The sequence below is a fragment of the Paraburkholderia sp. J7 genome, from assembly GCF_905220155.1.
In the GTDB taxonomy this organism is placed as follows: Bacteria; Pseudomonadota; Gammaproteobacteria; order Burkholderiales; family Burkholderiaceae; genus Paraburkholderia.
The window spans coordinates 419,955-440,654 of sequence record NZ_CAJMYZ010000004.1; the positions used below are offsets into that span (position 1 = coordinate 419,955).

18 protein-coding genes are annotated in these 20,700 nt (G+C 64.9%); 8 read left to right on the top strand and 10 right to left on the bottom strand.

What is annotated here, in order from left to right; all coding sequences use genetic code 11:
- Window positions 1-4 precede the first annotated feature (4 nt).
- A complete protein-coding gene (locus U5A58_RS09360; RefSeq protein WP_321961222.1) occupies window positions 5-322 on the bottom strand; it encodes a GIY-YIG nuclease family protein in 318 nt (105 codons plus the stop codon).
- Window positions 323-466: 144 nt separating this feature from the next.
- On the opposite strand from U5A58_RS09360, the gene U5A58_RS09365 reads away from it, so the two are divergent.
- Genes U5A58_RS09365 through U5A58_RS09375 form a run of 3 tightly spaced genes read left to right on the top strand, consistent with a single transcriptional unit; the run spans window position 467 to window position 4,289 of the window.
- Window positions 467-2,098 carry a CHASE2 domain-containing protein gene (locus tag U5A58_RS09365; protein ID WP_321961223.1) on the top strand — a complete coding sequence of 544 codons (1,632 nt, stop codon included), beginning with the start codon at window positions 467-469 and terminating at the stop codon, window positions 2,096-2,098.
- 35 nt (window positions 2,099-2,133) lie between these two features.
- The gene (locus U5A58_RS09370) at window positions 2,134-2,529 is read left to right on the top strand and encodes an SH3 domain-containing protein (protein ID WP_321961224.1); all 396 of its coding nucleotides are present in this window, start codon (window positions 2,134-2,136) and stop codon (window positions 2,527-2,529) included.
- Complete coding sequence (locus U5A58_RS09375) at window positions 2,526-4,289, top strand: M48 family metalloprotease (protein ID WP_321961225.1); 1,764 nt, start codon at window positions 2,526-2,528, stop codon at window positions 4,287-4,289. The genes U5A58_RS09370 and U5A58_RS09375 overlap by 4 nt, the downstream gene beginning before the upstream one ends.
- A 30-nt stretch (window positions 4,290-4,319) precedes the next feature.
- Here the strand turns inward: U5A58_RS09375 and U5A58_RS09380 are convergent, their stop codons facing one another.
- Entirely contained in the window at window positions 4,320-5,492 is a 1,173-nt protein-coding gene (locus U5A58_RS09380; protein ID WP_321961226.1) for a GNAT family N-acetyltransferase, read from the bottom strand.
- 232 nt (window positions 5,493-5,724) lie between these two features.
- Here U5A58_RS09380 and U5A58_RS09385 point away from each other — a divergent pair, with 232 nt between their 5' ends.
- Both U5A58_RS09385 and U5A58_RS09390 read left to right on the top strand, forming a co-directional pair.
- Entirely contained in the window at window positions 5,725-7,827 is a 2,103-nt protein-coding gene (locus U5A58_RS09385; protein ID WP_321961227.1) for an NAD(+) synthase, read from the top strand.
- A 75-nt stretch (window positions 7,828-7,902) separates the two neighbouring features.
- Window positions 7,903-8,241, top strand: coding sequence for a P-II family nitrogen regulator (locus tag U5A58_RS09390; protein WP_027795598.1), 339 nt, complete (start codon window positions 7,903-7,905; stop codon window positions 8,239-8,241).
- Between the two features lie 192 nt (window positions 8,242-8,433).
- Here U5A58_RS09390 and U5A58_RS09395 read toward each other — a convergent pair whose 3' ends face one another.
- The 5 genes from U5A58_RS09395 to U5A58_RS09415 form a co-directional block, all read right to left on the bottom strand.
- A complete protein-coding gene (locus U5A58_RS09395; protein WP_321961228.1) occupies window positions 8,434-9,618 on the bottom strand; it encodes a porin in 1,185 nt (394 codons plus the stop codon).
- 579 nt (window positions 9,619-10,197) lie between these two features.
- Entirely contained in the window at window positions 10,198-10,980 is a 783-nt protein-coding gene (locus U5A58_RS09400) for an ABC transporter ATP-binding protein (protein ID WP_321912679.1), read from the bottom strand.
- Window positions 10,981-10,999: 19 nt separating this feature from the next.
- Window positions 11,000-11,722 carry an ABC transporter permease gene (locus U5A58_RS09405; protein WP_158757272.1) on the bottom strand — a complete coding sequence of 241 codons (723 nt, stop codon included), beginning with the start codon at window positions 11,720-11,722 and terminating at the stop codon, window positions 11,000-11,002.
- Between the two features lie 19 nt (window positions 11,723-11,741).
- On the bottom strand, window positions 11,742-12,431 hold the full coding sequence (locus tag U5A58_RS09410; protein ID WP_321961229.1) for a histidine ABC transporter permease HisQ: 690 nt from the start codon (window positions 12,429-12,431) through the stop codon (window positions 11,742-11,744).
- Between the two features lie 302 nt (window positions 12,432-12,733).
- Entirely contained in the window at window positions 12,734-13,510 is a 777-nt protein-coding gene (locus U5A58_RS09415) for an ABC transporter substrate-binding protein (RefSeq protein WP_321961248.1), read from the bottom strand.
- Window positions 13,511-13,944: 434 nt separating this feature from the next.
- On the opposite strand from U5A58_RS09415, the gene U5A58_RS09420 reads away from it, so the two are divergent.
- Entirely contained in the window at window positions 13,945-14,643 is a 699-nt protein-coding gene (locus tag U5A58_RS09420; RefSeq protein ID WP_321961230.1) for a pirin family protein, read from the top strand.
- Window positions 14,644-14,811: 168 nt separating this feature from the next.
- Here the strand turns inward: U5A58_RS09420 and U5A58_RS09425 are convergent, their stop codons facing one another.
- Window positions 14,812-15,363 (bottom strand): Spy/CpxP family protein refolding chaperone, encoded by a 552-nt coding sequence (locus U5A58_RS09425; protein WP_321961231.1) that lies wholly within the window; start codon window positions 15,361-15,363, stop codon window positions 14,812-14,814.
- A gap of 233 nt (window positions 15,364-15,596) precedes the next feature.
- Between U5A58_RS09425 and U5A58_RS09430 the strand changes: the two genes are divergently transcribed.
- A complete protein-coding gene (locus U5A58_RS09430) occupies window positions 15,597-16,328 on the top strand; it encodes a response regulator (RefSeq protein ID WP_028207713.1) in 732 nt (243 codons plus the stop codon).
- Window positions 16,312-17,628: an ATP-binding protein gene (locus U5A58_RS09435; RefSeq protein WP_321961232.1), complete on the top strand. Its 1,317-nt coding sequence runs from the start codon at window positions 16,312-16,314 to the stop codon at window positions 17,626-17,628. Before U5A58_RS09430 ends, U5A58_RS09435 begins: the two co-directional genes overlap by 17 nt.
- A gap of 177 nt (window positions 17,629-17,805) precedes the next feature.
- Here U5A58_RS09435 and U5A58_RS09440 read toward each other — a convergent pair whose 3' ends face one another.
- Window positions 17,806-18,072 (bottom strand): hypothetical protein, encoded by a 267-nt coding sequence (locus tag U5A58_RS09440; protein WP_158757279.1) that lies wholly within the window; start codon window positions 18,070-18,072, stop codon window positions 17,806-17,808.
- Between the two features lie 177 nt (window positions 18,073-18,249).
- Window positions 18,250-19,929 (bottom strand): diguanylate cyclase, encoded by a 1,680-nt coding sequence (locus U5A58_RS09445; protein ID WP_321961233.1) that lies wholly within the window; start codon window positions 19,927-19,929, stop codon window positions 18,250-18,252.
- Window positions 19,930-20,700 lie beyond the last annotated feature (771 nt).

Sequence of the window (20,700 nt, forward strand, 5' to 3'; positions counted from 1 at the left end):
TTGCTCATTCTGATGCTTCGGTGTCCGGGGGCGTATCCGGCGGCGGGGGTGGCGGCGGCAGGACCGATTCGAGCGTGCGCGCGCCGGCCGCGAGCGCGCGCTTTTCGCGCGGGGTGAGGCGTTTGACCCAGTATTCGGCGCTCGACGCGCGCGCCCGGTCGGCGAACTCGAACTGCGCGAGCACCTGCACCGGCTTGCGCGAGCGCGTGTAGCGCGCGCCCGTACCGCTCGCGTGCTGCGCGAAGCGGGCTGCGACGTCGATGGCAATGCCCGTGTAGACGCTGCCGTCGGCGCATTCGAGCATGTAGAGGAACCACGGCATGGAGACGGAAAGCGGGCGGCGCGTATCTGGATGGGCGAGCGTGAGTGTCCCACAGATCTCATCGCATGCTAAGTCCTGTCAGTCTCGATGGAGGTCGGCTTGCCGCGCCGCGCCGCGCTAAAGTTTTACGGAAAGGCGGCCGTAATGCAGTCGAGAGCAGTGTTCGGCAGCGGCGTCGCGCTGGCCGGGCAACTGAAAGAAGCGCGCGGAACAAGCGCGGAATATGCGAAGAAGAAGCAGTCAATAACGAGAATGAATGTACTGGTACGGGGAGCGTGCGCGCTGAAGAAGCGGCTCGCCGCGGCACTTTTCAATCGCACGATGCTGCAGGGGCTTCTTGCCATCGTATTCGGCATTGCGGCTGCGCTCGTGCTGCCACAACTGTTCGGTGAGGAGTTCGCCACGCGCAAGGCCGCGAGTGTCTACGCGCCCGTTGCGGGGCAGGTGTACGGCAACGGCTCACGCGACGCGATTTCCGTCCTGGTGATCGACGACGCCTCGCTCACTCAGTCTGGGCAGACTTGGCCTGCAAGCTACGGCTATTACGCCCGGCTCCTCGACGCATTACAGGGCTACAAGCCGCGCGCCGTATTCTTCGACATCATGTTCCGGGATCCTCGTCCCGACCCAACGCTCGCGTTGTTCGCGCAGCGTTTGTGCATGCTGCGGGCCAGCGGCACGAGAGTCTACCTTGCGGGAACACCTGACGAGGCCGGCGTATTGCGCGTGCGTGCGGGCCTCGATGAACTGCGCGGGCGCTGCTTCGAGCCGGTCGCGATCACGTTCCGGCCCGACGAAGTCGACAAGCTCGCGTGGTCTTACCCGCTCGAAACGCACAGCGGTAGCAACCCCGTTGGGCCCAGCGCTGCACTCGCGATTTACGACGACCTCGCGAAGAAGCCGATCGACGATGCAAGCGTGCCGATGGCGCTCTCGTGGGGACTTGCTCCTGCGGCCGACGGCTTGCGCTTGCTCGCGCCTGCTCGGGCCGTGGAAGAGGGCGAGAGACAGGAGCGTCACGAAGCCTATTGCCGTACCGATCATGGCTTGCTCGAAATCGCGCCGTTCGGTTTGCGCGAGTGGCTCTTTCACGACGCGGAGAAGCCGGTCTGTGTCTACCACGAAACGGTCTACGGCTATGACTTCGCGAGCTCCGACGACGTTGGCGAGACCCTGCTCAAGCGCGCACTGACCGATCGCGTCGTCATGATCGGCACCGCGCGAGAGTATTCGAATGACTATGTGATTTCGCCGATCCACGGACGCGTTCCAGGTGTCTATCTTCACGCGATGGCGCTCGACAATCTCTTGACCTACGGCCCGCGCTACAAGCACGCGACGGCGCTCGCACTGCGAGCGGACCGCGATCACGTGCACCTGTTCATGCTGGTTGCGGGCGGACTGCTGGCAGTGGTGGCGGTGCGCCTGGCGAAAAACCGCATACGCAAGAAGGTAGAACGCGAGCGCGAGCCCTTCAATGGCTTAACGCGCTGGGTTGCACGACGTGTCGGCGAATCGGTCGCCTGGTTCGTCAAGCGCTCGGTTGAGATCGTGGCGTCGCTGGCGCTGGTCGCCCTGCTGCTGTATCTCGGCCAGTCCGTGCTGAATATGGGCTTTCTGAGCATCGTGGATATCGCGGTGTTCGCGCTTGCGGCGGAATGGTTCGAGTGGAACGAGAAGCTGGTCATTTGGCTGTTCGGTCCCGAGAAAGAATCGGAGGACGGTGAGGACGCCAAAGCGCATGTCGACGTAAAAGAGCAATGTCAGCAGGACTAAATAAGCCAACAGGCAAATCACCACGCAAACGGGGAATGAATATGAAGCAAAGCCGCAATCTGAACATCATGCCGAAACTCGTGCGCCGCGGGGCGAAAACTGCGCTGGCTCTCGCGCTCGCACTTGCCGCAACGTGGACTGCCGTGGCCGTGGCCGGCCAGTCGATCATGAGCGCAAAACGCGACCCGCTGCCGCTTTACGCTGCCCCCACGCCGGCTGCGCCCGTCAGTTCGACGCACGCGAGCGGCCTGCCGTGGCCGGTACTCGAAGAGAATTCGGGCTATTACCGCGTGAAGGTGGACGGCAAGGACTACTGGGTGGACTCGATGAACGTGCGCGCGAGCCAGATTGTGAAAGCGAATTGCGAGAAGACCGCGGGAGGCACGCAGAGCGCGGGCGATCTCGGCTCGTCGACGAACCGTTGCCAATGAGGCCGCCATTCGCCTACGCCGCAGTGGCCTGTGCCGCCGCGCTCGCGCTCGCACTTGCGGGCTGCGCGAACTTGCCAGTGCCCTCCGGCTTTGCGACACTTTCTTCACTCGCACCAGGCGCGCCCGAGAAGCCAGTCGTCACGACCGCGGGCGAACTGCCGCCGCCGCCCGCGCACACTTGGTCCGACCCGAAGCAGGATCTCAACGACCATCGCGCCGACGGCTGGGGCCTCGTTTCCATGCCGGAGATGGAGCAATACCTCAACGCGCTGCTACAGAAGATCAAAGTGGCGACCGGTACGGTGGACTGGCCCGTCACCGTGCATATCACGTCGGACACATCGCTCAACGCAAGTTCGACGGCGGCGGGCAACATCTACATTCCGCTTGGCTGGATCATGTCGGCGGAATCTGAGGACGAGATTTTTGCGATCCTCTCACACGAATACGGCCACATTTACCTGAACCACTACGCGGTGTACGACGTGCGCAATGCGGGCGACGCTTCCGCGATCCTTGCAGGCGTGACGTGGTCGGTTGTGAACCGCAACGTCGTCGATCGCGGCTGGAACGGGCTCGACAAGATCATGCTCGTGCAGAGCATAGGCACGACTGTGCTCATGCCGGCGTGGCAGCGCAGCATCGAGGAGCAGGCCGACCTCTTTGGCGCGACCGTAAGCTTGCGTTGCGGTTACTCGTATATCTATGGGTTCAAGGCGTTTCTTGAGCGCATCGACAGCTACGACACCGCGGCGCGCGAGCGCGATGAGAAGTTGCAAAAGGCGCAGGACGACGCGATGCACGAGAAGATTCGCGCTGATACGCTCGCCAGGATCCCTAAGGGATCGGTACCGATAGCCAGCGCGCCCGCAAGCGCAGTGAGCGCTAACGGTGCTGCTGCGGCGGCAGCGCCAACCTCTGATGCACAGCCATCTGGCCCCGCGCAGGCTCTGCAGGGCATTAACGACGCGCTCGCGAAGCTCAACGAGGCGCTCACGCAGGGACAGGTGAGCCTGAACACCGGCGCTTACGACGCGCAGCGCACATTGGACCGTGCGCTGGCGAAGGGTATGGCGTCGCTGCGCGATACGCACCCGGAGGGCGCTGCACGTGAGGACGACCTCAGCAAGGCCGTGGAGGGCCTGATCGCGGGAAAGCGACCGCCTGCGAAGACGGCGCCGTGGGAAGCCGCGCGTAAGCAGCGGCACACGAAGGAAGTGCTCGCACATTACGCGATGCTGAGCGACATCGACATGCTGGAGGCCCAGCGTCGCTATGGCGAGGCGTACCGGCTTGCGCAGAGAGCGGCTTCGGGCGCCACGGCGAACGACGCCGCCCCTGACTACTATCTTGCCAATTTGCTGGCGCTCTCCGGCGCTCGTTCGAGCGAGACGCCGAGGCAGATTCTCGCGCGCAACCAGAAAGCGCCAGAGCGTTCATGGCGTGTGCAGGTGCAACTCGCCGATGCAACGGCGGCCGGCGACCGGGCACAGGCACGTGCATTTCTGGAAGGGCAGTTCGCCTGGTTCGGGCAGGCGCCACAAACGTGGCCCGATATGATCGCGTTCTATCGCGACACGGGCGACGCGCAGCGCGGCAAGCAGATGGCGCTCACCTGCGGGATCAACTTCCCCAACTACCGCGCCGCGTGCTCGAATGCGAGCATGACGCCAGCAGAGCTTGCGCAGATCAAGGCAAAGACGGACGCGCACGCCAAGATGCTCGTCGACAACGTTTCGCACCGCTGGTTCAAGCAGTAGTGGGCGGGACGTCCGTTGTGCCCGGACACATCAAGCACGAAAAGGATTGCGCTCATTGAGCTCGTGCATATAGGCGTGAATATGGTTGGTCTCGTTTTCGAGAAAGCGCGCAACGGCGTCCGAGAACGCAGGGTGGGCGAGCCAGTGCGCCGAGCGCGTGGCGGTGGGCAGGAAACCGCGCGCCATCTTGTGCTCGCCTTGCGCACCGCCTTCGAACACATCGAGCTTTTCCTCGATGCAGAATTCGAGCGGCTGATAGTACGCGGTCTCGAAGTGCAGGCACGGCACGTGTTCGAGCGCGCCCCAGTAGCGGCCATAGAGCGTGCCGCCCTGGCTATTCTCGCCGCGCTGCCAGACCACGAGCGAACTCGCGATCGGCTTGCCTTCGTGCTCGGCGATCACGAGCAGCAGATTCTCCGGCATCGTCTCGCCGATCGTGCGGAAGAAGTCGAGATTCAGATACGGCGAAGAGAAATGCTCGCGGTACGTCTGCCGGTAGCAGCGGCTGAAAAAGCGCCACTCGGCGTCGCTGATATCCTCGCCGCGCACGCGCCGCAACGTCACGCCCGCCTCGCGCACCTTGCGGCGTTCCGCACGGATGTTCTTGCGCTTCTTCTGCTCGAGCGTCGAGAGGAAGTCCTCGAAGTCGCGATAGCCGTCGTTGAGCCAGTGAAACTGCACGCCTTCACGCTGCATCATGCCGAGGTCGGTCAGCGCCGCGGCGTCTTCGGTGGTCGGAAAGAGCACGTGCAGCGACGAGACGTCGGCCTGCTCGGCGAACGCGAGCAGCGTGGCGGCCAGATGGCGGCGCGCGGTGGTGTCGGCGGCGAGCAGGCGTGTGCCCTGCACCGGCGTGAACGGCACGGCGCACAAGAGCTTCGGGTAGTACTCGAGGCCGTTGCGCTTGTAGGCGTCGGCCCAGGCCCAGTCGAACACGTATTCCCCGTACGAGTGGCCTTTCAGGTACACCGGCGCGGCGGCGGCGAGGCGCCCCGTGCGCGTGTCCGTGAGCGTGACGAACTGCGCGGCCCAGCCCTCGTCCGGCGTGGTGCAGCGCGTGGCGTCGAGCGCCGCGAGGAATTCGTGGCGCAAAAAAGGCGTAGGCTGCGCCTGGCGTGCGAGCAGCGCGTTCCATTCGGCGGCGTCGACCTCGGACGGTGAGCCGAGGATGCCCGTGCGATAATCGAAATGTTCCTGTTTCAACTTGCGTGCCCGTTGGCGTGGGAAGCGGCGTAGGTGTTTCAACAGCGCCTGCCGCGGCAAACGGTCATGGTAAAGCAAACGTCCCGAGCGGGTGAGGACCGCCGCGCCGCTTGCAGCGGCGGCAGCCACGCGGGGTATCAAGCGGCATCACGTGGCACCAAGCGGCATCAAGCAGCCCGAACGTCAGAGCGCGCGCTTTCGTGCGCGGCGCGCCCGCCTCAAGGTTATCGAAATGAAAGAGCGCTTCTTCAATCTCTATACGCACGGCTTTGCGCGCGTGGCCGTGGGCGTGCCCCGCTGCCGTGTGGCCGACCCTGCGTTCAACGCCACCGAGACGCTCGCGCTCGCGCGCGAGGCTGCTGCGAAGGGCGCGGCGCTCGTCGCGTTCCCCGAGCTGGGCCTCTCGGCCTATACCTGCGACGACCTGTTCCATCAGCAAGCGTTACTCGACGCCTGTGAGCGCGCGCTCGCGCAGATCGTGGAAGCCTCGGCCGCGCTGCCGCTCGTGATGATCGTCGGGCTGCCGGTGCGCGCGGGCCATTCGCTCTTCAACTGTGCCGCTGTCGTGGCAGGCGGACGTGTTGCGGGCGTCGTGCCGAAAAGCTTCCTGCCGAACTACGGCGAATTCTACGAGCCGCGCCAGTTCAGTCCCGCCGATGTCGCGAGCACCGACACCGTGCGCCTCGCCGGCGCGGACGTGCCGTTCGGCGCGTCGCTGCTGTTCGACGTGCCGCAGATCGCGGGTCTGCGCTTTCACGTGGAGATTTGCGAAGACGTCTGGGTGCCGATTCCGCCGTCGTCGTTCGCCGCGCTTGCGGGTGCTTCGGTGCTCGTGAATCTTTCGGCGTCGAATGTCGTGGTGGGCAAGGCGGGCTACCGGCAGCAACTGGTGTCGCAACAGTCGGCGCGCTGTCTCGCGGCGTATCTGTACACCTCGGCGGGCAAGGGCGAATCGACCACCGACATGGCCTGGGACGGCCACGCGCTCGTGTGCGAAAACGGCGAACTGCTCGCGCAATCGGAGCGTTTCCCGGACGACTCGCACCTCATCTTCGCCGACATCGATCTCGCGCGCTTGCAGCAGGAGCGCATCCGCCAGACCACGTTCGGCGATTCGATTCGCCGCCACGCCGATGAGGTCGCGAAGTTCCGCGTGATGTCATGTGAGCTGGCGGGCGAGGGCGCCTGGGCGCGCGAAACGCTCGCGCTGGCGCGCCGCGTGGAGCGCTTCCCCTACGTGCCGGCCGATCCGAAGCGCCGCGACGAGCGCTGCAACGAGGTCTACAACATCCAGGTGCAGGCCCTCGTGCAGCGGCTTTCGCAGGCGGGCATCAAGAAAGTGGTGATCGGCGTGTCGGGCGGGCTCGACTCCACACATGCGCTGCTCGTGTGCGCGAAGGCGATGGATCGCCTCGGGCTGCCGCGCGCGAACATCCTCGCGTACACCATGCCCGGCTTCGCCACGAGCGAGCGCACGCTGCGCCAGGCACGCGAACTGATGGCGCTCGTCGGCTGCACGGCACGCGAAATCGACATTCGCCAGAGCTGCATGCAGATGCTCGAAGACCTTGGCCATCCGTATTCGGAAGGCAAGGAAACCTACGACATCACCTTCGAAAACGTGCAGGCCGGCGAGCGCACGAATCACCTGTTCCGCCTTGCCAACTTCAATCACGCGATCGTGATCGGCACAGGCGATCTCTCCGAGCTTGCGCTCGGCTGGTGCACGTACGGCGTGGGCGATCACATGTCGCACTACAACGTGAACGCGAGCGTGCCGAAGACGCTCATCACGCATCTCGTACGCTGGGTGGCCGAAACAGGCCAGATTGGCCAGAACGGCGAGAGCGGCCGCGACGTGCTCGAGGCGATTCTTGCCACCGACATCAGCCCCGAGCTGATTCCGGGCAAGTCCGATGGCGCGCCCGAGCAGAAAACCGAGAGCACGATCGGGCCATACGAGCTGCAGGACTTCAACCTCTACTACACGCTGCGCTTTGGCTTCGCGCCTTCGAAGGTGGCGTTCCTCGCGCGCCACGCGTGGGGCGACCGGGAAGCCGGGGCGTGGCCTGAGAACGCGAAAGTCGTGCGCAACCAGTACGATCTTGCGGCGATCAAGCGCAATCTGCGCATATTCCTCGACCGCTTCTTCCGCCAGAGCCAGTTCAAGCGCACCTGCGTTCCGAATTCGCCGAAGGTCGGCTCGGGCGGCTCGCTGTCGCCGCGCGGCGACTGGCGCGCGCCGAGCGATTCGGAGTCGGTGGTGTGGCTCGCCGACCTGGAACAGGTACCCGATGAAGCGAGTGGGGCGAGCGCGGGCAAGCCCTCGGCTTGAGCCCCGGCCGCACAGCGTAGAATCCCGATAGGTTCTGAAATTTCCGACTGATCCGATAACGAGACGAGGTTCGCCATGAAACGCATTACTGCCGTGATCAAACCGTTCAAGCTCGACGAAGTGCGCGAGGCACTCGCCGAAGTGGGCCTCACGGGCCTGACCGTCACCGAGGTCAAGGGCTTCGGCCGCCAGAAGGGCCATACGGAGCTTTACCGCGGCGCCGAATACGTGGTCGACTTCCTGCCGAAGGTGAAGATCGAGGTGGTCGTCGCGAACGATCAGGCCGACCAGGTGATCGACGCGATCATCGGCGCGGCGCGCACGGGCAAGATCGGCGACGGCAAGATCTTCGTGACCGACGTGGAGCGCGTGATCCGCATCCGCACGGGCGAGGAGAACGAAGCGGCGGTGTGAGGCCGTCCGCTTTGCGGCCCCGAAGTACACGAAGCACCGGATGCACCAATAGAAAAGGGGACGGCGCCGCTTTCGCGGCCCGTCCCCAGCATAAAAAACGGTGCGATACCCTTTCGGACATCGCACCGATACGCGCCTCTCGCAGCAGCGTGAAAACGTCGATGTAGCTGTTCTGTCTACACTCGCTTCAAATTAGAACGAGTGCTGGATACCTGCGTACACGCCAACCTGGCTGTGGCCCGGCAGCGGGTTGCCGGTTGCTGCCGCCGTACCGAAGTTGTTGGCGTTCAGGCCGAAGTTGGCCGTCTTGCTGTTCTGCACCGTGCCAGCCTGGATGTCGAGCAGCGTGCGCTTGGACAGGTTGTACGAACCACCAACCGTGTACAGCGTGGCGTTGCCGCCGCCGTTGTTCGCATTGACGTGGTAGACGGCTGCGATCAGCGCTGCAGCCGGCGTCATTTGCCACGTCACACCGCCCCATTCGTGGTCAAGCGTGGTCGGCTGACCGATGATGCCCGGGTTCATGCCCGACGAACGGATGGCTTCATAGCCGCCCTGAACCTTGAATGCGCCCAGGAAGATGTTGAACATCGCCATGTAGTCGCGCGAGTACGCGAACACGCCGTTGCCGGTAGCCTGGGTGCCGACCGGAGTCGTGTTGCCGCCGTTGAGCGCGTTGTAGACGCCGCCGAGCTGACCGTTGTTCGGATTGCGGATTTCGTCATACAGACCGCGGACCTGGAACAGCGAGCTCGTGTAGGTGAGCTGCAGGCCAGCTTCGCGACCTTGCGACGTCGAGCCGTTGCCGTTCCAGTTCGTTGCGTTCGAGAACGCGTACTGGCCGTACACGTCGAAGCCCATCCAGTTCGGCGACTGGTACGAAATGTTGTTGCTCGATTGCGGCCAGTTGCGGCCACGGACCATCGAAGCCGACGACCAGTTCGACTGACCAAACGGGTCGAAGTCCCAAATGCCGTTGGAGATGAACAGCATGCGGCCAGCCAGCAGCGTACCGAACTGATCGTTCGCTACACCGATAGTTGCCCAGCGATTCCAGAGCGAGCCGGCCGAGCCGAGCGAGCCGTTAGCCGTGCTGAAGCTGCCTTCCAGGTGGAACAGAACCTTGTTGCCGCCACCGATGTCTTCAACGCCCTTCATGCCCCACAGGCTGGTGCCCCAGTAGCCGCTTTCGAGCTGAACCTGGCTGGAGCCGTGGGTAGCCGAGCCGATGCTGCCGGGAGTGGTGCTGACGCCGGCACCGATGCCGTTCATGTACGCGATACCCATGTCGAGGCGGCCATACAGCGTGACGCTGCTTTGTGCATGCGCGACCACGCCAGCCGACATCAATGCTGCGGCGAGCAAAGCTTTCTTCATCTTCTCCTCCATACCCTGTCAAAGAGTCAACCTTAGTACTGCGAAAGACGTCCGTGCGCTTGGCGGCGCTGCGAACAGAAATCGTCGCGTGAGGGAGAATTACCCCGAGGACCGGCGTACGGGCTGGTGCCGCTGCATGACCCGGGCTGGGTCGTCTTGCAGGTCCCCTGGTTGACTGGCATCTCCCGTTCTTTTTGAAGTGAAACTACTTTTAATGAACTTTGTTTTGCTACTTTGGTTACTAATTTAGCAAAAAAGGTCCGCGCTGGCGAACTAATTCGTGCTCGCACCCCGTGGTGTCGTCAAATTGCAATATGGCCTTCCTGGATGGTGGTCAGAGAGGTACTACAAATAGATCGAAAGCCTTACGGGATAAGGGACTCACGTCAATTTATTGGCTAAGTTCAGGATTGCCACTATTGACGAGCGATTTCACAAGGAGTAATGCGAAAAACGCCGTTTTTGACGTCAAAGCGGCGGCTTTTCGAGGGCAAAAGACGAAAAAAGAAAAGGCGCTGTAAGCGCCTTGTAAAACTACTTTTACTACATCGCCGAAAGGCGGCGACCCTGAAGGTCGTCTTACTTGAGGCTGCCTGAAAGGAATTGGCGCAGGCGCTCGCTCTTCGGATTGGCGAATACCTCGGACGGCTGGCCTTCTTCTTCCACGAGTCCCTTGTGCAGGAACATGACGTGGTTCGAAACGTTGCGCGCGAAACCCATTTCGTGCGTGACCACGATCATCGTACGGCCTTCCTCGGCGAGCTTCTGCATGACCTTGAGCACTTCGCCCACGAGTTCGGGGTCGAGCGCCGAGGTCGGCTCGTCGAACAGCATGACGTCGGGGTGCATGGCGAGCGCGCGGGCGATCGCCACGCGTTGCTGCTGACCGCCGGAGAGGTGCGAGGGGTACTGCTTCTCCACGCGCGGCGCGAGACCGACCTTCTCCAGATAGGTGCGCGCGCGATCTTCGGCTTCCTTGCGCGACAGACCCAGCACGTGCACCGGCGCTTCGATCACGTTCTCGAGCACCGACATGTGCGACCACAGGTTGAAGTGCTGGAACACCATCGCGAGCTTGGTGCGCACGCGCTGGAGCTGCTTCGCGTCGGCGGGGTGCAGCGCGCCCGTGCGCTTGTCGGCGCGCGTGGCGACTTCCTCGCCGTCCACCACGATGCGCCCGGCGTTGGGCTGCTCGAGGAAGTTGACGCAGCGCAGCATCGTGCTCTTGCCCGATCCGGACGAGCCGATCACGCTGATCACGTCGCCTGCATTGGCTTTCAGGGACACGCCCTTGAGGACTTCGTTGTCGCCGTACTTCTTGTGGATGGAGTCGACGAACAGCTTCTGCTTCTGGGAATTCATCAAATAGCCTCTAGCGGACTCACTTGCCTTGCGGTCGCAGGTACGCGAGCCAGCGGCGCTCGGCGCGGCGGAACAGCCACACGAGCGTGAAAGAAATGATCAGGTACAGCAGGGCGGCGATGCCGAACGCGCCGAACGACTGGTACGTCGCCGAGTTCACGTCGCGCGCGATCTTCAGGATGTCGGGCACGGTGGCCGTGAAGGCCACGGTCGTTGCGTGCAGCATCAAGATGACTTCGTTGCTGTAGTAGGGCAGTGCGCGACGCAGCGCCGAAGGCAGGATCACGCGGCGGTACAGCGTGAACTGCGACATGCCGTAGGCGCGCGCGGCTTCGATCTCGCCGTAGGGCGTGGCCTTGATCGCGCCCGCGAAGATTTCCGTGGTGTACGCACAGGTGTTGAGCGTGAACGCAAGCAGCGTGCAGTTCATGCCGCTTCTGAAGAACGCGCTCGTGAGCTCGTGATTGCGCACGATCTCGAGGCTGTAAAGGCCCGTGTAGCACAGCAGCAGCTGCACGTAGAGCGGCGTGCCGCGGAAGATATACGTGTAAAGCCACACGAGCCCGGCGAGCCACTTCTTCTTCGATACGCGTGCCACGGCGAGCGGCACCGAGAGGCAGAAGCCGAGCCCGATCGAGATGACGAGCAGCCACAGCGTGATGACCACGCCGCTGAAATGGTAGCCGTCGGAGAAGAGGTAGTTGCGCCAGTACTGCTGGATCAGTTGGACGAAGTCTTGCATGGTCTTGGCCTCGTGCGATTCAGAGATCCGCCTTGCGCACACCGGTGGAGTAGCGCTTGTCGAGATACATCAGCACGAAGTTGGAGACCGTGGTGATGACGAGATAGATCGCGCCGGCGAGCAGCGTGAAGAAAAAGAAGCGCAGCGTGCCCTTGCCGGCGTCCTGGCTGGCCTTCACGACATCGGCGAGACCGATGATCGAGACGAGCGCCGTGGACTTCACGAGCACCTGCCAGTTGTTGCCGATGCCGGGCAGCGCGAAGCGCATCATCTGCGGGAACATGATGCGCGTGAATACCTGCCAGTTCGTCATGCCGTAGGCGTGGCCCGCTTCGAGCATGCCGCGCGGCACCGCGATGAACGCGCCGCGGAAGGTCTCGGTGAAGTACGCGCCGTAGATGAAGCCGAGCACGACCACGCCCGCGAGGAACGGGTCGATGTCGATCTGATCCCAGCCGAGCATGTCGGTCAGGTTGTTCAGCCAGATCTGGATGCTGTAGAAGAGCAGCAGCATGAGCACGAGATCGGGCACGCCGCGAATGAGCGTGGTGTAGAGCGTGCCCGCGCCGTGCGCGACGCGGTTTTTGGAGAGCTTGGCCGCCGCGCCGATCAGCCCGAGCACGAACGAGAGCGCGAGCGACAGCACGGCGAGCTTGACGGTCTGCCAGGTGCCGGCGAGGATCAGCGGGCCGTAGCCTTGAAGAAACATGGGCAAGTCCTTGACGGTGCGTTTCTCACACCGCGAAAGGCGCGGCGTTTGTGTGCCGCGGTTCAAATCCGTTCATGGCCGCGCGGTGTTTTGCGCGGTGTTGCGTACGCGCGCGTGGCCGATGCAATTGTGCTCGTGAGCGCGCCTGTGACTGCACATGTGACTGCGCATGTGACTGCGCCTGTGACTGTATACGAAGCCCGGTGGCGGTCTATCGGGGAGCCCCCGGGGCTTTAAGCGTCGTGGCGCGCGGCGCGAGCGGTAATGTCTCGTTGTTTATTTACCTGCGTGTGCTTTCCCGTTCACTTGCCTTTATAGATATCGAAGTCGAAGTACTGCTTCGCGATCTTGTCGAACGTGCCGTCGGCATGAATCGCGGCCAGCGCCGTGTTGAACTTCGCCTTCAGGTCGGCGTCGTCCTTGCGCAGGCCGATTGCCGTGCCGTCGCCAATCGTCGCCGGGTCTTCCACTTCCGGGCCCGCCCACGCGAAACCCTTGCCGCGCGGCGTTTTCAGGAAGCCAAAGTCGGCCTGGACTTCGTCTTGCAGCGTCGCGTCGAGGCGGCCGGCGATCAGATCCTGGTAGACCTGATCCTGATTCTGGTACGAGATCACGTTCACGCCCTGCGGCGCCCAGTGTGCCTTCGCGTACGCTTCCTGGGTCGAGCCCTGCTCGACGCCCACGGTCTTGCCCTTGAGCGAGGCAGGCGTCGGCAGTAGCGGCGAGCCCGTGCGCGCGAGCATGCGTGCGGGCGCATCGAACATCTTCGCGGAGTAGTCGATCTGCTGGGCACGCTGCGGCGTCACGGTCAGCGACGACACGATCGCGTCGAACTTGCGGGCCTTGAGCGCCGGGATGATGCCGTCGAGGTCGTTCTCGACCCACACGCACTTCACGTTCATGCGCGCGCACAGGGCTTTCGTGAGGTCGACATCGAAGCCGACGATCTGCCCGTTCGGCGCTTTGGACTCGAACGGCGCATAGCTGGCGTCCACGCCGATGCGCACGGTTTTCCACTCTTTGGCGGCGGCGCTGCCCGCGATCAGGGCCAGCGCCACGCACACTGCAAACTTCTTCATCATTCTCCTGTCGAGCCGCAGCGAGTGCGAGAGCACTGACTGCGGTCCCATGCACAGCTGATACGGGCGGCGCGGCGCGGTAAGGGGCGCGCGGCCGAAGCGGGGCGGCTAAGGCTCGTGACCGTTGGCCGCCATTCTAGGCGATCAAAAATGCGGGTCGGAAAGCGCGGACGCACTCCGGCCCCGGCGGCCGCGCGCGTTGGCGCGGCGGCGGTGCCGCCCCGGGCTGTCCACCCCGGGCCATCGGGCTCGCGCTGGCCGAAAAGCGCGGTATTTTACCCGAAGCCGGAGGGTGTGCCAGTCTGACGGAGGGCAACGCTGGCAGCGCAGCCCATTGATGTCGCTGGCGAAACGATGCGGTGCGCCGCTGCGGATTGTGCAGGCGGGCCGCCGCCCTTACCTTCGAACATCGACATGATTGACCGGAGATTGCCATGCTGACCATCCGACGCGCCGACGAACGCGGCCACGCCAACCACGGCTGGCTCGATTCGTACCATAGCTTTTCGTTTGCAGACTATTTCGACGAAGCGCATATGCACTACGGTGCGCTGCGGGTGCTCAACGACGACCGCATCGCGGGCGGCCAGGGCTTCGGAGCGCACGGCCACCGCGATATGGAGATCGTGACCTACGTGCTTTCCGGCGCGCTCGCGCACCGCGACAGCATGGGCAACGGCTCGACCATCCGCCCCGGCGACGTGCAGCGCATGAGCGCCGGCACGGGCGTGATGCACAGCGAGTTCAACGGTTCGAAGGAAGAGGAAGCGCACCTGCTGCAGATCTGGCTGCTGCCGCGCGAGCGCGGCGGGGCGCCCGGCTATGAGGAAAAGCGCTTCGACGACGCCGGCAAACGCGGGCGGCTGCGCCTCATCGCTTCCCCCGACGGGCGGGACGGCTCGGTGACGGTGGGCTCGGACGCCTCGATCTACGCGGGACTCGTGGACGGCGAGGAGCGCGTCGAGTATGCGGTGCCCGCGGGGCGGCGCGTATATCTGCATGTTGCGCGCGGCGCGCTCGATGTGAACGGCCGGCGCCTTGAAGCGGGCGATGCCGCGATGATCGAAGCCGAGGCGGGCGTCGCGCTCGCAAACGGCGCAGCGGCCGAAGTGCTGCTGTTCGATCTCGCCTGAGCGTTGACCGGCAGGGGCGGGCAAGCCGGCATACGCGTAAGCGGGCAAATAAGTAAGCGGAAAAAACGCTCGCGCCAAAAAAAGCGCCGCGGGATGCGAATCCCGCGGCGCTTTGTCGCACATTTGCGCATGGGCGCGCCGCCCACGGGCGGCGCGTGCGCGAGCCGGTTACTGCGGCGCGGCCGGTGCCGAAGCGCCGCCCTTGTGGTGCTGCTCCCAGCGCTGGCGCATCTGGTCGTGGCGCTGTTCCATCTTCGCGAAGCGTTCCTTGATCGCCGTGCTCACGGTCGTCTTCTGCTGGTCGTTCAAGCCGTTATAGAAGGCGAGCCACGCTTGCGTGGTTTGTTCGCGCAGTTGCTGGTTCTGCTGCTCGATCTGCTCGTGCGCCGCGTGCATGGCGTTCAGGTCGAGAATCGGCTGGTTCTTCATCGTGTCGAACTGCTGCTTCATCTGTTCATGATTCTTGCGCATGGCCTGGCCGTTCTGCTTCATCGTGTCGAGCGCGGCCTGCCATTGCTTTTCCTGCGCGGCGTTCAGATTCAGCTTGTCGTGCAATTTCTTGAAGCCGAGCATGAAGTCGCCGTGCATGCCGGGACCGTGCTGCATCATGCCGGGACCGCCCGGGGGCGGCGGCATCTGGGCGTTGGCGGCGGTGGCGCCCAGGGTGAGCGCGAGCGAGGCAGCGGCGATAGCGAGAAGGCGCGAAGTCGTCTTGTACATGGTGATGCTCCTGACAAATCCTGAGGGTTTTATCCGGTCTGGCGCGGCGCTTATCGGAAGTGGTGGCGCTCGCAACCGGTGTCCCTAGCGTATCGACCCCGCAGGTGGCGCGTGTTACGCGGCAAGCCGCCGAGATTACGCGACATTACACGCGCCTTTCGCGGTAACACCTCGTAACCCAGGTGGAAGAGCTGTAAGCAAACGGCCCGCGCGCGCGCGTTACACTTCATCCCATGGCTACTCAAATCCTTGTCGTCGACGACGACCTCGAACTACGCGACCTTTTGCGCGACTATCTGGCGCGCCAGGGCATGGAAGTCTCGGTGCTGCACGACGCCGGCTCGCTCGAGCGGCGGCTCGAGCGCGAGCGCCCCGATCTGATCGTGCTCGACCTGATGATGCCGGGCGTGGACGGCCTGACCGCGCTGCGCAAGCTGCGCGCGGCCGGCGACGACATCCCCGTCATCATGCTCACGGCGCGCGCGGACGACGTGGACCGCATCGTCGGCCTCGAACTCGGCGCGGACGACTACCTCGGCAAGCCGTTCAATCCGCGCGAGCTGCTCGCGCGCGTGCAGGCGGTGCTGCGCCGCCGCCGTACGGTGCCTTCGGCCGCGGCGCCCGAGCAGCGCGAGCCGTACGCGTTCGGCCGCTTCACGCTCGACTTCCAGTCGCGCACGCTGCAGCAGGAAGGCAAGCCCATCATGCTGTCGGGCAGCGAGTTCGCGCTTCTGAAGATTTTCGTGAACCACCCCATGCGCACGCTCACGCGCGAGCGCCTGCTGGAGCTGCTGCACGGTCCCGAGTACGACGGCACGGACCGCGGCATCGACGTTCAGGTGTGGCGTCTGCGGCGCATTCTCGAAAGCGATCCGTCCACGCCGCGCTTCATTCAGACGGTGCGCGGCCGCGGCTACGTGTTCGTTCCCGACGGAGAGCAGGGCAACCATGCGCCGGCCGGTTGATTCGCTGTTCGGGCGCCTCGCGGTCATCTTCATCGGCGTTCTGCTGGTGTCGCATGTCGCGTGGTTCACGCTCATGCGCGTCGAACACAATCAAATGCAAACGCGCTACGCCGTCGAAGAGGCCACCTTCCTCGTCGACGCGGTGCGCCAGCACGTCCAGCGCGAGCCCGACCAGCCGCTGCCTTCGCGCGTGCAGCTCGTCGACCCGGCCAGTCCCGCCGTGCCGCCGCAGACCGATCGGATGCCCGATCCGCTGCGCCGGTTCATCGACGACGTGCGCGAGCGCATGCCGCCCGGCACCGACGTGCGCCTCGGGTCGCCGGGCGGGCCGCCCACGCTCTGGGTGCGCGGGCCGCAGGACGCCCGCTGGATCGTCTTGCCGGGCCAGCCGTTGCGCGTCATGCGGCCGCTCGACAAGTTTCTGCCGTGGGTCGTCACCATTTTCGCCACCGCCGTGATCGCCGCGCTCGTGGCTGCGTGGATGCTGCAAAAGCCTTTGAGCGCGCTCGCGCAGGCCGTGGGCCGCTTTGGCCGGGGCGAGCCGGTGCCGCCCGTGCCCGAGCGCGGGCCGCGCGAGTTGCGCCAGCTCACGCTCGGCTTTAACCAGATGGTCAAGGAAGTCGAGCGCACCGAAAAAGACCGCGCCGTCATGCTGGCGGGCGTGGCACACGATCTCAAGACGCCGCTTGCGCGGCTGCGCCTGCGCGCCGAAATGATGGACGAGCAAAAGGTGCGCGACGGCGTCGTGCGCGACGTGGAGTCGATGGCGCACATCGTCGACCAGTTCCTCGTGTTCGCGCACGACGGCGCCGATCGCAGCGAGCCCGTCGAGGTCGACGATCAGTGCGAGCGCATTGTGCGCAACCACCGCACGGCGAACGGCGAAACGATTGCGATCGAAATGCGCCTGCGCGCCGGTCCTGAGTTTCGTCTGCCCGCGGCCACGCTCGAGCGCGTGGTCTCGAACCTGCTCGACAACGCCCATGCGTATGGCGCACCGCCCGTCGTGATCGAGAGCGAGCGCGGGGCAACGGGTTTTTCGCTCACCGTGCGCGACCACGGCAAGGGCATCCCCGACCAGGATCTCACACAGGCGAGCCGGCCGTTCGTGCGGCTCGACCCGGCGCGCGGCGGCAACGGCCACAGCGGCTTGGGACTGGCGATCGTCGAGCGCCTCGTGCGCCGCGCGGGCGGCGAGCTCTCGATCGGCAACGGCGAAAGCGGCGGTCTTGCGGTGCGCATGACGTTTGCGTTCGACGTGGTGGAGCGCACCGTAACCGAAGCGGCGCAGATCTGGTAATTCGCGGTTGATTGGCTGGCGCAAGCCCGCACCGCTCAGGTGGGGCATGGCCGGATGCGCTTGACGCGGGGGCAGGCTGGGTTTGCCTGCGTTTTACGTGGTACGGACCTGACGATCCGTGCGAAGGCGCCGCCTCAGCGACGCCGGGTAATGCCGGATGAACCCAAACGCACCCGCTCAGGCCGTGAAAAGCGTGTCGAGCGCGGCGGCGGCGTCGTTGTCCACCGTGTTATAGGTTACGGTGTCCGCTTCGAAGATGTAGTGCGTGGTGTACTTGCCGAGGCGGGCAAGAATTTCTTCCTGAATCAACTCGGGCGTGGTGTCGAGTTTCAGATACCACGCGGTCGATGACAGGCGCGTCTGGAACGCGCCGTACTCGACCATCAGCTGGTCGAACGCGAGCGCATCCTGATCGCGGCAGACAATGACCAGATTTCCCTTCATGCATGCCTCCAGATTTGTGCGGAACACCGAAGTGGCGCGGTTTGACTCATGCGCGCCGCACAGACTGGCGCGCACCGTTTATCCGATGATACCGCGCCTCGCCGGTTGAGCCGGGCGAGTCCCGCAGACTGATACGGGCTTGTTTCGTGCGGGTTGTCGCGCCAGTTCGTTGCGCGCTCACCAGGTTGGCGCCGCGGCGCGCGGCGGCACGACGCCCTCGGCCGTCATGGCCTCGCAGCGGTCGCGCCCGGCTGCCTTCGCCATGTAGAGCGCGAGGTCGGCGCGGCTCATCAGACGCTCCGGCTGATCCTGCGCGGCGGCAAGCTCGGTCACGCCGATACTCACGCTCACGCTCGCTTCCTCGGGCAGGTCCACGCAAATGCGCTTGCCGACCTGCTGGCGCAGGCGGTCGAGCACGGCTTGACCCGTGGCAAGCGAGGTCGCGGGCAACAGGATGCCGAACTCCTCGCCGCCAAGACGCCCGACGGCGTCGTCGGCGCGCAGTTCCGCGCGGCAGGTTTCCACGAAATGCTGGAGCGCGCGGTCGCCGGCCGGATGGCCGAAGCGGTCGTTGATCTGCTTGAAGTAGTCGAGGTCGGCAATCGCCATGCACAGCGGCGTACCCGCGGCATAGGACGCGTCGATCTCGCGGCGCAGCAGGTCGAGGAAGTAGCGCCGCGAGAGCGCGCCGGTCAGCGCGTCGTGGCGCGCCTCGGCGGCGAGCAGTGCGTTCGCGGCCTGCAGTTGCCCGGCGAGATCGCGGCTTGCGTGGTGCAAGCGCCGCTCGCGCACCCACGAGACCGAGATCACCGCCGCGAGCGCTGCCGTGCCCGCGAGCGTGAGGAAAATGAGGAGCCGGTCGCGCTGGTGGTTCGCGATCAGATCGGACCACGCATTGACCGGATCCACGAGATGCGCCGAGAGCCCGGAGTTCAGGCCGCCGCGGTGTTCATAGAGGGCAGGCGAGCGTTGGCCCGGCCATTCGATCATTTGCGCGGCGTCCGCGCGCGGCGTCCACGGCGCCTCGCTCAACGCCGCTTTCGAGGCCGAGCGCAGTTCGAGCGGCGCAAAATGCTCGCGCAAATAGGTGTTCACGCGGTCCACCGCGTTCATTTCCGCGACGTGCGAGCCCGGCAGGGCGTGTCCTTCGAGCGCGCTGTCGTGGGCCATGATGATGACGCCGTTGTTGTCCGCGACGAAGGTGCCTGGGTGCGTGACCCAGTGGCGCAAGCGCGCGATGCTGACTTTCGCGACCACGGCGCCGACCAGCAGGCCGTCGTCGTAGACGGGCGCGGCGACGAAGATGCCGGGTTCGCCGCTTGCCGTGCCCACGCCGTAGGCTTCGGAGAACGCTCCGAGCAGCGTTTCGTTCAGATACGCGCGTGGCCGCATATCCACGCCGACGTAGGAGATTTTCTCGAGCGCGTTGCTCGAGGCGATGCAGATGCCGTTGGCGTTGACGAGCCAGATCGCATCGAGCCCGGAGAAGCCCTGGGCGTCGTGCAGGAAGCGGTCGACGCCGGTGAGCGCCGGCACGCTTTGCAGGTCCTTGCGCCGCGCCAGTTCCGTCGAATCGCTTGACGCGGCATAATGCGCGGCCTCGGTGAGCGCCTGCTGGACGACGCGGGTTTCGGCCATCGTCGCGGGAATGGCGCGCGACATGGCGAGGTCGCTTGCGATCACTTCGGCCATGTTGTCCACGACCGAGCGCATCATCTGGCGCTGCGCGGTGAGCGCTGCTTCGAACTCCTGGCGGACCATGCGGTCCGCGAGCCAGTCGGCCGCCGCCCAGCAGACGAGCGCGACCACCACGACCCCGAGGGGCCCGGCTGCCTGGCGCAAGAGTCTCCTGTTCATCGGCCTTCTGGTTCGTGAGTGGTATTGAGGCGTGGTATCGGTGCCCCCGGGGCATCGAAGCGCCATTGACGGAGCCCGTCGATTTTACCCCTCGAACGGGGCCCGCGAACCCGCTCTCGAAGCGGCGGTGCGGTGTTCAGAGGCGGCGCGCGAGGGTGCGGGGACGTGCGCAGATCGCAAACATGCAAGCCGCATGCCGCCAGCACGGCCCTACGTGGCGTTGAGCGGCGGTGAGCGGGCTGGAGGAGGAGTCAGCGCGGTCAGCGAGGCTTCGCGCGCGGGGTTCGCGCACGGGCTAACGTGTGGCGCGCAAGCGACGCCTACTGGCGCTGGCGGCCTCGAAGTGGCAGGAGCGACGACACGCTATGTCATCAAGGCGTCATCGATGCGTCATCACGATGACGTCCAGAAGCCGCGTGCGTTCCCGTTCTGGAAGCTGGCCAGAAGGCCTGCGAAAGCGCCGCGAAAGCCCGCGTGGTCTGGATTTCGCGGGGTGCCTGGCGCGGTTGTGAGTGTCATGAAGGTTGTAGTAGTGTCGTGCCGTTTCAGTCGAGGCAAGCCCAGTCGCGAGCCGCTAGCCGCTCCAGCAACGACGGCGCGGGCGGTGCGTACCATCGCGGCATCGTCGCCGTGTCATCAACGCCAACGAAATTCTGTGTCCATGCGCCTTGCCCTTGTCGATCCGCCATCCCTGCTGCAAGTGCCACGCCACTCCGGCGGCACGGACGCCCTGTCGTCCGCTTTCCTGAAACCCGGCGCGGAGGGCGTCTG

Bases quoted from the DNA above. Each gene is read 5' to 3' on its own strand.
- U5A58_RS09360 (WP_321961222.1), bottom strand. From the start codon at position 322: ATGCCGTGGTTCCTCTACATGCTCGAATGCGCCGACGGCAGCGTCTAC.
- U5A58_RS09365 (WP_321961223.1), top strand. From the start codon at position 467: ATGCAGTCGAGAGCAGTGTTCGGCAGCGGCGTCGCGCTGGCCGGGCAA.
- U5A58_RS09370 (WP_321961224.1), top strand. From the start codon at position 2,134: ATGAATATGAAGCAAAGCCGCAATCTGAACATCATGCCGAAACTCGTG.
- U5A58_RS09375 (WP_321961225.1), top strand. From the start codon at position 2,526: ATGAGGCCGCCATTCGCCTACGCCGCAGTGGCCTGTGCCGCCGCGCTC.
- U5A58_RS09385 (WP_321961227.1), top strand. From the start codon at position 5,725: ATGAAAGAGCGCTTCTTCAATCTCTATACGCACGGCTTTGCGCGCGTG.
- U5A58_RS09390 (WP_027795598.1), top strand. From the start codon at position 7,903: ATGAAACGCATTACTGCCGTGATCAAACCGTTCAAGCTCGACGAAGTG.
- U5A58_RS09395 (WP_321961228.1), bottom strand. From the start codon at position 9,618: ATGAAGAAAGCTTTGCTCGCCGCAGCATTGATGTCGGCTGGCGTGGTC.
- U5A58_RS09400 (WP_321912679.1), bottom strand. From the start codon at position 10,980: ATGAATTCCCAGAAGCAGAAGCTGTTCGTCGACTCCATCCACAAGAAG.
- U5A58_RS09405 (WP_158757272.1), bottom strand. From the start codon at position 11,722: ATGCAAGACTTCGTCCAACTGATCCAGCAGTACTGGCGCAACTACCTC.
- U5A58_RS09410 (WP_321961229.1), bottom strand. From the start codon at position 12,431: ATGTTTCTTCAAGGCTACGGCCCGCTGATCCTCGCCGGCACCTGGCAG.
- U5A58_RS09415 (WP_321961248.1), bottom strand. From the start codon at position 13,510: ATGAAGAAGTTTGCAGTGTGCGTGGCGCTGGCCCTGATCGCGGGCAGC.
- U5A58_RS09420 (WP_321961230.1), top strand. From the start codon at position 13,945: ATGCTGACCATCCGACGCGCCGACGAACGCGGCCACGCCAACCACGGC.
- U5A58_RS09425 (WP_321961231.1), bottom strand. From the start codon at position 15,363: ATGTACAAGACGACTTCGCGCCTTCTCGCTATCGCCGCTGCCTCGCTC.
- U5A58_RS09430 (WP_028207713.1), top strand. From the start codon at position 15,597: ATGGCTACTCAAATCCTTGTCGTCGACGACGACCTCGAACTACGCGAC.
- U5A58_RS09435 (WP_321961232.1), top strand. From the start codon at position 16,312: ATGCGCCGGCCGGTTGATTCGCTGTTCGGGCGCCTCGCGGTCATCTTC.
- U5A58_RS09440 (WP_158757279.1), bottom strand. From the start codon at position 18,072: ATGAAGGGAAATCTGGTCATTGTCTGCCGCGATCAGGATGCGCTCGCG.
- U5A58_RS09445 (WP_321961233.1), bottom strand. From the start codon at position 19,929: ATGAACAGGAGACTCTTGCGCCAGGCAGCCGGGCCCCTCGGGGTCGTG.